At 61.1% G+C, this 10644-nt stretch carries 12 protein-coding genes and 2 tRNA genes; 9 read left to right on the top strand and 5 right to left on the bottom strand.

Annotated elements, in window-relative coordinates; translation table 11 throughout:
• Positions 1-12: 12 nt before the first annotated feature.
• The 3 genes from AACZ55_RS13565 to AACZ55_RS13555 form a co-directional block, all read right to left on the bottom strand.
• A complete protein-coding gene (locus AACZ55_RS13565; RefSeq protein WP_339646911.1) occupies positions 13-531 on the bottom strand; it encodes a hypothetical protein in 519 nt (172 codons plus the stop codon).
• Between the two features lie 277 nt (positions 532-808).
• Positions 809-1357, bottom strand: a complete 549-nt coding sequence (locus AACZ55_RS13560) for an outer membrane beta-barrel protein (protein ID WP_339646909.1) — start codon at positions 1355-1357, stop codon at positions 809-811.
• 270 nt (positions 1358-1627) lie between these two features.
• Positions 1628-2197 (bottom strand): porin family protein, encoded by a 570-nt coding sequence (locus AACZ55_RS13555; protein ID WP_339646907.1) that lies wholly within the window; start codon positions 2195-2197, stop codon positions 1628-1630.
• Between the two features lie 382 nt (positions 2198-2579).
• On the opposite strand from AACZ55_RS13555, the gene AACZ55_RS13550 reads away from it, so the two are divergent.
• Entirely contained in the window at positions 2580-3212 is a 633-nt protein-coding gene (locus AACZ55_RS13550; RefSeq protein ID WP_338606987.1) for an XRE family transcriptional regulator, read from the top strand.
• 162 nt (positions 3213-3374) lie between these two features.
• Here the strand turns inward: AACZ55_RS13550 and AACZ55_RS13545 are convergent, their stop codons facing one another.
• The gene (locus AACZ55_RS13545) at positions 3375-3566 is read right to left on the bottom strand and encodes a hypothetical protein (RefSeq protein WP_339646905.1); all 192 of its coding nucleotides are present in this window, start codon (positions 3564-3566) and stop codon (positions 3375-3377) included.
• Between the two features lie 146 nt (positions 3567-3712).
• On the opposite strand from AACZ55_RS13545, the gene AACZ55_RS13540 reads away from it, so the two are divergent.
• Positions 3713-4852: a hypothetical protein gene (locus AACZ55_RS13540; protein WP_339646903.1), complete on the top strand. Its 1140-nt coding sequence runs from the start codon at positions 3713-3715 to the stop codon at positions 4850-4852.
• A 40-nt stretch (positions 4853-4892) separates the two neighbouring features.
• Here the strand turns inward: AACZ55_RS13540 and AACZ55_RS13535 are convergent.
• Positions 4893-4966: transfer RNA gene (locus tag AACZ55_RS13535), tRNA-Cys, on the bottom strand.
• Positions 4967-5107: 141 nt separating this feature from the next.
• Here AACZ55_RS13535 and AACZ55_RS13530 point away from each other — a divergent pair.
• The 7 genes from AACZ55_RS13530 (at position 5108) to AACZ55_RS13500 (ending at position 10277) form a co-directional block, all read left to right on the top strand.
• Positions 5108-5725: an NTP transferase domain-containing protein gene (locus AACZ55_RS13530; RefSeq protein WP_338606991.1), complete on the top strand. Its 618-nt coding sequence runs from the start codon at positions 5108-5110 to the stop codon at positions 5723-5725.
• A 72-nt stretch (positions 5726-5797) separates the two neighbouring features.
• Positions 5798-5872 (top strand) — tRNA-Asn (locus tag AACZ55_RS13525).
• A 149-nt stretch (positions 5873-6021) separates the two neighbouring features.
• The gene (locus tag AACZ55_RS13520; protein WP_339646901.1) at positions 6022-6915 is read left to right on the top strand and encodes a siderophore-interacting protein; all 894 of its coding nucleotides are present in this window, start codon (positions 6022-6024) and stop codon (positions 6913-6915) included.
• A gap of 136 nt (positions 6916-7051) precedes the next feature.
• Positions 7052-8092 (top strand): TerC family protein, encoded by a 1041-nt coding sequence (locus AACZ55_RS13515; RefSeq protein WP_339646899.1) that lies wholly within the window; start codon positions 7052-7054, stop codon positions 8090-8092.
• 107 nt (positions 8093-8199) lie between these two features.
• On the top strand, positions 8200-9393 hold the full coding sequence (locus AACZ55_RS13510; RefSeq protein WP_338606994.1) for an MFS transporter: 1194 nt from the start codon (positions 8200-8202) through the stop codon (positions 9391-9393).
• Position 9394: 1 nt separating this feature from the next.
• Positions 9395-9829 carry an SRPBCC family protein gene (locus tag AACZ55_RS13505; protein WP_338606995.1) on the top strand — a complete coding sequence of 145 codons (435 nt, stop codon included), beginning with the start codon at positions 9395-9397 and terminating at the stop codon, positions 9827-9829.
• A gap of 73 nt (positions 9830-9902) precedes the next feature.
• Complete coding sequence (locus AACZ55_RS13500; protein WP_339646898.1) at positions 9903-10277, top strand: metalloregulator ArsR/SmtB family transcription factor; 375 nt, start codon at positions 9903-9905, stop codon at positions 10275-10277.
• Positions 10278-10644: the final 367 nt, after the last annotated feature.

The following is a 10644-nucleotide window of genomic DNA, read 5'->3' as shown; positions in this document are numbered from 1 at the left end:
CCGCGATCTATCCTAGAGATGGAACGCCAGGCCTGCGGTAACGCGCATATCCGAAGGCATCGAGCCCCAGGGGCCCGTACCGAGCACCTCACCGCGCGCGCTCATGTAGTCGGTGAAGCCGTATTCCGCACCGCCGCCAAGGGCATAGCCGAAACCGCCGGAGACGATGCCGGTGCCGCCGGTGGCGTAGACCAGGGCATCGCCCAGCGAGACGCCACCTTTGCCGAGCAGCAGGGCATCGATGGAATTGGTGCCATCGAGGTCGGCGCCGAGCTGGGCTTCGAGACCGACGACGGCGCTGTCTATGGAAACGTTGACACCAGAGAACACGCCCGCGTTCCACGAGGTGGTGCCGAATGGCACACCGCCGCCATACACGCCGGCATAAAAGCCATCCCAATCAAAGCCATAGCCACTTCCCAGGCTCCCCGACCCGGTGACTCCGTAGGGGCCATAATCCTGGGCAAGGGCGGGCCCGGCGAAAGACAGGCCGGCGACGAGAACGGCCGCCATGCGAACAGCGAAAGACATTGGCGTCACTCCATTAAGGTTAATTGACGCCATTATTGCGCGGATGGGCCGGCTCTCAAGCCAAGCTTGGGAACGTGGATAAGATTTTACTAAAATTGCGCCCATCCCTGCCCGGAAAAACATGGCAAACAATGGCGCTAAAATGCATGGACTTGTGTGATGTTGCCCCGGCAGATTGCCGAACATTGGCACCAAAAAAAACGGCCCGGCAAATGCCGGACCGTTTTTCGAAATCGGTAATGAGCTGGCGTTGCCCCCGCCCTGCCAGCCTCGATTCCTAGAAGTGGAAGTTCGCACCGATGGTGAACTTGTGGATGTCGTCGTCAGCGGCGTCGACGCCCCAACCGTAGACATAGCGGCCATCGACCGAGATGCTGTCGGAAACAGCAAACTCGACACCGACACCGGCCAGAACCTGATCGCCAACGCCCGAAGCAGGAGGGGCGTCAAAGTCGGAACCGTAACCGACGGTGCCATAGAGCAGCACTTCGGAGAATGCCACACCGCCGCGAGCGGTGATTTCACCGTATGCGTAGGTATCGGGCGAACCGAAAACGGCATCAACAGCAGCTTCGGCACCGAGGACGAACATGTCCCACTGTGCGTTCACGCCGAGTTCACCACCGACGAGCCAATCGGTATCGACTGTGTCGTTCTGGCCGCCAACGCGAACACCGGCATAGAAACCGGACCAGTCATAAACGGGATCGACGACCGGAGCGACCGGGGTCACGGGCATCGGCATGATCGGATCAGCAGCCTGGGCGGCCGAAGCGACAGCGACGGTAGCAGCTGCAGCAAGCAGCGTGGATTTGAGCATGGACATAAAGTACCTCACAGCACGGGGGTTGATCAGTCTTCATATTGCCCAATCTTTGCCCAATTCCAATCCCCTTTAAGCGTTCAACCCCCTGGATCGGCACAATATCGCCATCAAATGTCCGTGCTGTTGCCTTTCTGGCACAGGGAATTGGGTAACCTTACGAAATCGTATACAAAAACGGCCCCGCAGATGCAGGGCCGTTCGCGACTCGGTGATGGGGTGCGGTCCGGGTCGATTGACCCTGAACCGCGCTCCAGATTCGATCCGGATCGATTAGAAGTGGAAGTTGGCGCCGATCTGGAACTTGTGGATGTCGCTCGACGTCGCGTCACCGGTCTGGTCCCAACCGTAGAGATACTGGCCACGGATCGAAACGTCGTCGGTTGCGGCAAATTCGAGACCACCACCGGCAAGGACGTGATCGCCAACACCGTTGGCGGCGTCAAAGTCGGTGCCGTAACCAACAGCACCATAGGCGAGCAGTTCTTCAGTCACCAGAACACCGCCACGGGCGAGAGCCGAACCGTACGCGTACATGTCGGGATCGTCGAAGACGCCGTCGAGGGCAACTTCAGCACCGACCAGGAAGAAATCGAACTGGGCGTTCACACCGGCCTGGGCCCCGAGGGTCCATTCGGTTTCGCCAGCAGTGATATTGTTCTGGGCGCCGGCGCTTGCACCAGCATAAAAGCCATTCCAGTCAAAACCGCTGCCCGCGTCATAGACAGGAGCGGGAGCAGGAACGGCGGGTGCCGGAACGCCAATGGCGTCAGCAGCGAAGGCACCGCCGAGAGCGGTGGTGGACAAAAGGGCAGCGAGAGCCACTGTCTTGAGCGAGTTCATATGTATTCTCCTTTATACCGGCTGGTGTGCAACTAATGGGTGCCGGTGTGCACTGGTTCCGATCCGAGAGCGGCAATCCGAAGTCAGGGCCGGGAGTGTTGCCCTGCTGCCACAACTGCGCCGTACGGGGTTCGGCACCAATGCGATGGGCCGGAATGTCGTTTCCGAGTGCGGACGAAGTGGGGCCACCTCATGGCAGGAATAGGGCAAACATCCATTGTTGCTCAAATGCCACGTATTTACGGTTAACCAACGGTAAATATTGTACTTTTCCGAAGGGTTCCAGCACGAGCGCGTGTTTGAATCCGGCCCCGCGCGACCGCGGGTTGGTCAAATCGGCCGAACTCGATAAGGTTGATCGATGGCCTGAGAGAGGGATCGCATGAATCGCGCCGAGGGAATCGCCAACAATCTGCAGGCGGCAAAGGTCGGTGCCCTGATCCGCGCGCGGCGCCATGCGTTGCGCATGACGCTGCAGGCACTCGGAACGCAATCGGGCGTGTCGGTCGGGTATCTGAGTCAGGTCGAGCGCGACCAGGCCTCCCCTTCCCTTTCGACCCTGGCATCGATCGCCCGCGCGCTAGGGGTCGGGGTGGATTACTTCATTGCCACACCGAACGCCCAGGATGCGCTGACCCGGGCCGGCCAGCGGATGCGCTTTTCCGTCGACGATTCGCTGATTTCCTACGAAAGACTTCATGCCGAATTCCCGGGCAATGTCCTGTCCTCGTTTCTCATCACCATCGCTCCGGGCTACCGTTCGGAAGTGGCGAATCATGAGGGCGAGGAAATGGTCTATGTGCTCGAGGGAAAGCTGACGTTGCGGATCGAGGAGGAAGAAACGGCGGTCGGCCCCGGCGACAGCCTGCACTTTCGCGGCAATCGCAGCCATTGCTGGTCGAACGAGACCGAAAATCCCGTGCGCCTGTTGTGGTCGGGCACGCTCACGATGTTCCGCTCGAGCGCCGACGGATCGGCCTTCAAGTCGGAGGGGACAACCGTTCCCGGTTCCTGAAAGCTCGCGGCAGCCGGTCGATGTAATGGGCAGGGCCCTTAGTGCCGTTCAGGATTTGATTGAATCAGATCCCCGGCTCCAAGCCTTGTCCTGTCGCGTACCTGAACCGCAAAACCGTTTCCATTTCCGATCGCGTCGGGGACATGTTTTGCCGGACACCTTCTAAAACCCCATTTGGCGCCGCACCAGCCTTACTGGCCAGGCCAGAAGGCCGAGCAGCAAGAGCGCCGCACCGATGGAAACGATCCCGGCGAGCAATATTGCGCCATGAGCGAAGGCAAGAACCGACCGGCCCCAGAACACCGGTGCGGCGAGGCCGCCAAGGGCGGAATCTGGATTTGTTGTCGGTTTCATTTTTTCACTCTGATCGCGGCGGGCCTTCCAGAACGCTTCAAACAGAGGCAGGTTCCGCACCAGGTTGACCCCGGGGGACAAGTTCGGCAGCCTTCGGGCCGGATCGGACGCGCCGATATCCCATACAACAGGCAAAGGCAGGCAAAATGGTGCAATCCTGGACCAGGCGACTCTTCTCTCTGGCGGTTTGCGTGTTGCCCCTGGCCCTGCCGGCGCAGGGGCAGGAAAGCGGCTATTACCAGTTGCGGGACTGGGGCGGCCCCAATGGCGGCTCGATGAACATTTCCTCGTTCGTGTTCCGCGACATGAACGACAGCGGGACCTATGATCTGGGCGACCGGGTGTTCGTCAACGTCGCGGTGGAGCTGCTGACCCCGTCGGGCGGCGCCAAAACGGTACGCACCAATATCGGCGGCTATGCCAATTTCAACACCTCGCTCGCGCAGGTCGATGCCGATATCACAGAGGCTGGAGCCCACACGTTTCGCGTGGTGCCGCCACCGGGATGGACGGTAACGACCGGCAATGGCGAACAAACCATTCCCATGTCGATGCTGGTGGGCGCGCCGGGCGATATCGTTGCGGACCATTTGCCCGTCCCGGTAGGCCTGGCGCCCGTTCCAGAAATCAGGGGGCGCGCGGCCGACGGGCCTGACACGGTTGTGGCCAGCGGGCCGGACGGCAAAACCGTCCCTGCCCTTTCGGCCGAGGGGGACTGGTACCGCCTGCCCGTAACGCCGGGTGACTGGACGGTTGGCGCGCAGGAGGTCGCGGTCGGGCGTATCCCCGTCGTGCTGCCGCTCGAATGGTCCGATGAGGCCTCATTGGCCGGCGAGGCGGTAACGTTGGGCTTTGACGATCTGTTCGTCGGCGACCAGTTGATGAAGGTGCCCAACGGATATGGCGGGCTGCATTGGGAGAACTGGGTGGCCACCCACGGCCGATTCTACGAGGGCGAAGGCTACATCAACACCATGATGTCGGGCGAATATATCGCCTATACGAGTTCGGGCCACCCCACGGCGATCGCTGGCGATGACCCGTTCGATTTTGTCGGCGGGTATTTCGGGGTCGCCTGGAGCAGCGCCGAAGGGGAGACCCTGCGTATCCGCGCCTGGCGTGGGGAGGCGCTTGTCCATGACGACGAATTCGCGCTTTCGGCCTACGGCCCCGTCTATTTTGCCGCCGACTACAAATCCATTACCCGGCTCGAATTCTCGACTGCGCATTATTGGCAGGCTGTGGCCGACGATTTGCGTTTCGTAACGGCGGCACCGCGCCAGTGAGGTTGCGCGAGGAGAAAATCGTTCTGCTCTGCAAGGGAAATGGAGGCCTCGACCGGAATCGAACCGGTGTGGACGGATTTGCAATCCGCTGCGTCACCACTCCGCCACGAGGCCTCTGGGGCGGGGTTCTATTGTAGTTTGGGGGAATTAGGCAAGGCCGTATGCGATCCACACCTTCAATTTTCCAAATAATCGGCGCAGAGCCTTAAGAAGCCATCGCAGTACGGTCTGCGGATGGCGGTGAGTAGGTAAACGATGTCGATGAATATTGTGGGATTGATTCTGGCGGGGGGTGCCGGCCGCCGGTTGGGCGGTGTGCGAAAAGCCGATCTCCGGCTCGGCAATCTGGCGCTGATCGACTGGGTATCGAGGGCGCTTGAGCCCCAATGCAGCCGGATCGTGGTTTCGAGCGGTTCGGGCGTGGTCCGGCCTACGCCGGGCATGGTATGCGTGCCCGACGCCGATGGCGGGATTGCCGGGCCGACGGCGGGGCTGCTGGCCGGGGCGTTGTGGGTGCGCGCCAATGCGCCTGATTCGCTCATGCTTTCGGTTTCGGTGGATACGCCGTTCTGGCCGCACGATTTTGCGGCGCGGGCGATGGAAATGCTGGCCGGCGGGCATGATTGCGTGGTCAGCGCCTTCGGCGAGCGCGATTATCCGACCAATGCGTTGTGGCGGCCCGAGCCACTGATTGCCCATCTGGCGGCCATCGCCCCTGCTCCGCGCGGCCCACGCATACGGGACGCACAGACCGCGCTGGGCGCCCGGCGGCTCGATTATGCCCGGACGCATGCGCAAAACCCCTTTGCCGGGGTCAATGCCATCGGCGATCTGCTCGCGCTTTCCCGCCGGCTTGGCCATCATAGCGAATGAATGGGCAAATGGGGGTTGGCAAGCGCCACCAAATTGGCTAGATGATCGCCACCTGCCAAGCAGGCTACGCGTTCCCCGGTAGCTCAGTGGTAGAGCAACCGGCTGTTAACCGGTTGGTCGCTGGTTCGAATCCGGCCCGGGGAGCCATTTTTCTTCTGCATTCGTGTTAGCCCGGTCGCGCCGACATGTGTTGGCGGGCGCGGGCTTTGCCGTTTGGTTTTGCGCTTAAATTCTTGACTGCTGCGATCAAGATAAATTATCCCGTTGCGTGACAATTCCACGGGCTGGAGCGCGCGATGAGCCAGATGTTTTACGATGTGACGCTGCTTGGCCGGCAGGCGCTGACACCGGGCATGGTGCGGCTGACATTTGGCGGCGAGGGGCTTAAGGCGTTTCGCACGACCGGAGTCGGTGACGAATATCTGCGGCTGTTCTTTCCCAATGAGGAAACCGGCAAGCTCCATCTCCCCCACATTACCGAAGATGGCCGCTGGACCTATCCGGACGGTCAGGATGCTGTTCGGTGTTCGACCTATACGGTGCGGCGGTTCGCGCAGGAGGGCGAGGACGTCACCATCGACATCGACTTCGTGGTCCACGAGGGCGGGCTGGCCAGCGAATGGGCACAGAAGGCCGCGCCGGGCGAGCGCATAACGATAAACAGGCCGCGCGGGCTCTATAGCCCGCCCAGGGATTATGCCTGGCAATTGCTCGTCGCCGACGCAACCGGGCTGCCGGCGCTGTCGCGTATTCTCGAGCAGACGCCCGAACACGTTCAGTCGCGCGTCTTCGTGGAAGTGGCGCAAAAGGACGATGAGCAGATCCTGCCCTATCATGCTGCGGCGACAGTGACCTGGCTGCATGGCTGCGGCAATGGGGTTGGCCCCAGCCGGCTCGAGGAGATTGTGCGCAGCGTGCCCCTGCCCGCAACACCGGGCTATGTGTGGGTGGCAGGCGAGCAGAAGGTGGTGCGGGCCATCCGCAAATTCGTGCGCAAGGAGCTGGGCTTTCCCGCCGAGCGCTACGAGCTGGTGGGATACTGGATCGCCAATGCCGAAGAATGGGAAGCCAAATGGGAAGCGCTGGACCCGGCGATCAAGGCGCAGATCGATGCCGGCTGGGATTCGGGCCGCGACCGGGAAACGGTGATGGACGAATATATCGACACACTGGAAAAGCACGGCCTTTGAGCCCGGCGGCCCCTTTAATCTGCGCGCGAAAGGGCGTATATGTCGCCGCGCAGTGCCGGGCCCCTCTGGCGTAGCGCTCTTGATCGCTGCGTGATGTCGGAACTGCTCCACGAGTTACATGGAGAAGGTCCCGGCGATGGAAAATTTCGCTTCATTTTTGTATACACCGTTCCTGAACACGCCCGCGTGGTTCTGGCTCGCGTTTCTGGCCGTGGTTGCGGTCATCCTGATCTTTGATCTCGGGTTCCTGCACAAGGAGCAGAAAGAGATCAGCGCCAAAGAGAGCTTCGTGCTCTATGGCATGTATGTGCTGGTCGCCTGTGCGTTCGGCGGCTGGGTCTGGCTGGTGCGCGGGTCGCAGTCGGGGCTGGAGTTCTTCACCGGCTACATTATCGAACAGAGCCTGGCGATGGACAATATCTTCGTCATCGCCTCGATTTTCGCGTTTCTGGGTGTCCCGCGCATCTACCAGTACCGGGTACTGTTCTGGGGGATTATCGGGGTTCTGGTGTTCCGCGCGATCCTGATCGGCATGGGCGTGGCGCTGGTGCATGCGTTCGAGCCGATCCTTTTCGTCTTCGGCGCCTTTTTGATCTTTACCGGCCTGCGGATGTTCAAGAAGGTCGAGGACGACGACGATATCGAAAACAACAAGATCCTGAAATTCCTGCGCAAGCGGTTCAGGATCACGCCGCAGTTCCACGGCAACAAGTTCTTCGTCGAAAAGCCCCACCCGACCAGCGGCAAGCTGGTGCTCTGGCTCACGCCATTGGCCGTGGCGCTGATCATGGTGGAAATCGTCGACGTGATCTTTGCCGTCGATTCGGTGCCGGCGATCTTTGCGATCACCCAGGACCCGTTTATCGTTTATACCTCGAACGTCTTTGCGGTTCTGGGGCTGCGGGCTCTGTTCTTTGCCCTTTCGGCGGCGATGGCCCGCTTCCGGTACCTGCAGACGGCGCTTGCCATCGTTCTGATCTATGTGGGCATCAAGATCTCGCTGGTACCGGTGGGCATTCATATCGATACGGTGCTTTCGCTGGCCATAACCGTGGGGACACTGGCGGCGGGCATTGCCTATTCGCTCTGGAAGACGCGGAACGATCCTCCGCTCGATCAGCAGGTCGACCATGTCGATCCCGAGGACCTCAGAAGCGAAAATCCGTCCAACCCGTAGAGCGGTGCCACGCCTTGCTTGACGAAAGATCGGCACGGACGTAACGGTTTTTGCGAGAACACGAGCGGCGTGGGCACACCACGCCGCTGCCTTTCCGGATTAGCCTTATGACCGCCACGACAGCGGAGCATCAGCCCGCGCGGCAAACAGCGTCCCTGTGGGTGCTGTTCGCCATCAGCTTCTCACACATGCTCAACGATCTGATGCAGGCGCTGCTGCCCGCGGTCTATCCGTTGCTGCGCGAGATCTATGCCCTCGATTTTACCCAGATCGGGCTGATTACGCTGGTCAACCAGCTCACCGCGTCGCTGTTGCAGCCGCTGGTGGGGTACTACACCGACAAATATCCAAAGCCCTATTCGCTGCCGATCGCCATGTGTTCGACGCTGTGCGGGCTGCTCGTTCTCTCGGCTGCATCGAGTTTTCCGATGCTGCTGGTCGCGGCGGCGCTGATCGGGGTCGGATCATCGATCTTTCATCCTGAATCCTCGCGCGTCGCGCGCATGGCGTCGGGCGGGCGGTTGGGGTTTGCCCAGTCGCTGTTTCAGGTGGGGGGCAATGTGGGGACCGCGATGGGGCCGCTTCTGGCCGCCTTCATCATCATTCCGCGCGGCCAGGGCAGCGTCTCGTGGTTTGCCATCGTGGCGCTAACGGCCATTACCGTGCTGTTTGCCGTGAGCCGATGGTATTCGGGCCAGAACCGGATGAAAAAGCCCCAGCCGGTGGCGGTTCGCAATCGCTCGCTTTCGCGGGCCGGACTGCTCGGCGCCTTTGCCATTCTTGCCATGCTGGTTCTGAGCAAGAATGTGTATATGGCGTCGATGACCAGCTTTTATTCGTTCTTCCTGATCGAAAAATTCGGGTTGGAAGCGTCCACGGCCCAGCTCTATCTCTTTGTTTTCCTCGGCGCTGCGGCGGCGGGCACGTTTATCGGCGGGCCGGTGGGCGACAGGGTCGGGCGCAAACTGGTGATCTGGGTCTCGATCCTTGGGCCCCTTCCCTTCACGCTGGCCCTGCCCTATGTGGGGCTTGAGCTTTCGATCGTTCTGACGGCGATCATCGGGTTCATCCTGGCGTCGGCGTTTTCGGCCATTCTGGTTTATGCGCAGGAATTGCTGCCGGGCCGGGTGGGCATGATCGCGGGCCTGATGTTCGGATTTGCATTCGGCATGGGCGCTTTGGGTGCTGCTGTGCTCGGGGTCGTGGCCGACGCGACCAGCATCATTTTTGTATTCCAGCTTTGCGCCTTCCTGCCGCTGGCGGGGCTTTTGACGGCATTGCTGCCCAACACGGGAGACTGACATGACCGATCAGGCCGACCACTCCATCACCCTGTCGCGCACCATCGATGCGCCGGCCGATGAACTGTTTTCTGCGTGGACCGACCCGGCCCTGCTCGAACAATGGCAGGCCGAAATCGTCGAATTCGAGCCGTTCGAAGGCGGGAAGTTTCGGTTCGAGACGTCCGATGCCGACGAGCCCGGCGTCAGCCATGTCATCAGTGGAACGGTCGCCAGCTATGAGCAGGACCGAAAACTGGTGGAGCTCTGGCACATGGAGGGCGAAGGTTCCGAGCACGACAGCACGCTGATCGTGACGTTCGCACCGGTCGATGATTCGCGGACGGAGATCACCATCGTTGAAATCGCAGAAGCCCATGCCGACGCGGAGTCGCGGATTTTTTCGATCGAAGCGTGGCACGAGGCGCTGAACGAGCTGGCCGAACTGCTCGAGTAGATTTCCACAGGCTTGAAAGCCCCGGACACCCGACAGTCTTGCGCTTGGGGCGTGAGTGTATAAATCGGCGCTTATGGACATTTTTGCTGTTGTCGCCGATCCAACGCGGCGCCGGATGATCGACATGCTGGTTGGCGGCGAATTGCCGGCCGGTGCCTTTGTTGCCGCTTTTCCCGGCGTGACCCAGCCGGCGATTTCCCAGCACCTGAAAGTGCTGCGCGATGCGGGGGTGGCAACCGTGCGGGCCGATCGGCAGCGCCGGCTTTATTGTCTGGTTCCCGATGCGTTTGTTTCGCTGCGGGATTGGGTGAGCCCGCTGTTGCCGGTCGCGGAAGCGGCAGGGCCAGAGATGGTCGAGAGCGTTGAACAGCCGCCGAGCAAACCCAAAGCGCGATCGAAGCCCAAGCCTGCACCGGAGCCGGAACTGACGCTGGACCTGTTCGGTTAGCGTTTGCGCGCGGCGCTGTTCGGGCCCAACCCAAAAAGCCGGGTGTACTGGACCCCGGCTCAAGGCCGGGGTGACCAAGGGGGTGAGGACGCCGGGTCTTTTCCTTCTCTGTCGCTGCCCCGGCGAACGCCAGGTCCATGCGCATAGCACATGGCGGTGGAGTCTGCGGCTGCGCTGCTGGACCCCGGTTTTCACCGGGGAAGCGAAGGAGGAGAAGGTCGGTGTCCCCTTAAGGCCAGACCCGTTGGTCCGGGGGGATTAAGGGGTTTGGCAGGTTGGACGCCGCCTCACGCTCCGATTTTCCCATAGATTTCCTCGGTCATTTCCTCTGGAGATTTTGTTGCGCCGTTGAGGATGATGTCGGGGT

This window comes from uncultured Pelagibacterium sp. (assembly GCF_963972885.1).
In the GTDB taxonomy this organism is placed as follows: Bacteria; Pseudomonadota; Alphaproteobacteria; order Rhizobiales; family Devosiaceae; genus Pelagibacterium; species Pelagibacterium nitratireducens.
The sequence above is the reverse complement of the archived record's forward strand: the minus strand, read 5'-3'. Positions and strand labels throughout refer to the sequence as shown.

Coding starts and splice junctions, on each gene's coding strand:
- AACZ55_RS13565 (WP_339646911.1), bottom strand. CDS start 531: ATGTCTTTCGCTGTTCGCATGGCGGCCGTTCTCGTCGCCGGCCTGTCT.
- AACZ55_RS13560 (WP_339646909.1), bottom strand. CDS start 1,357: ATGTCCATGCTCAAATCCACGCTGCTTGCTGCAGCTGCTACCGTCGCT.
- AACZ55_RS13555 (WP_339646907.1), bottom strand. CDS start 2,197: ATGAACTCGCTCAAGACAGTGGCTCTCGCTGCCCTTTTGTCCACCACC.
- AACZ55_RS13550 (WP_338606987.1), top strand. CDS start 2,580: ATGAATCGCGCCGAGGGAATCGCCAACAATCTGCAGGCGGCAAAGGTC.
- AACZ55_RS13545 (WP_339646905.1), bottom strand. CDS start 3,566: ATGAAACCGACAACAAATCCAGATTCCGCCCTTGGCGGCCTCGCCGCA.
- AACZ55_RS13540 (WP_339646903.1), top strand. CDS start 3,713: ATGGTGCAATCCTGGACCAGGCGACTCTTCTCTCTGGCGGTTTGCGTG.
- AACZ55_RS13530 (WP_338606991.1), top strand. CDS start 5,108: ATGTCGATGAATATTGTGGGATTGATTCTGGCGGGGGGTGCCGGCCGC.
- AACZ55_RS13520 (WP_339646901.1), top strand. CDS start 6,022: ATGAGCCAGATGTTTTACGATGTGACGCTGCTTGGCCGGCAGGCGCTG.
- AACZ55_RS13515 (WP_339646899.1), top strand. CDS start 7,052: ATGGAAAATTTCGCTTCATTTTTGTATACACCGTTCCTGAACACGCCC.
- AACZ55_RS13510 (WP_338606994.1), top strand. CDS start 8,200: ATGACCGCCACGACAGCGGAGCATCAGCCCGCGCGGCAAACAGCGTCC.
- AACZ55_RS13505 (WP_338606995.1), top strand. CDS start 9,395: ATGACCGATCAGGCCGACCACTCCATCACCCTGTCGCGCACCATCGAT.
- AACZ55_RS13500 (WP_339646898.1), top strand. CDS start 9,903: ATGGACATTTTTGCTGTTGTCGCCGATCCAACGCGGCGCCGGATGATC.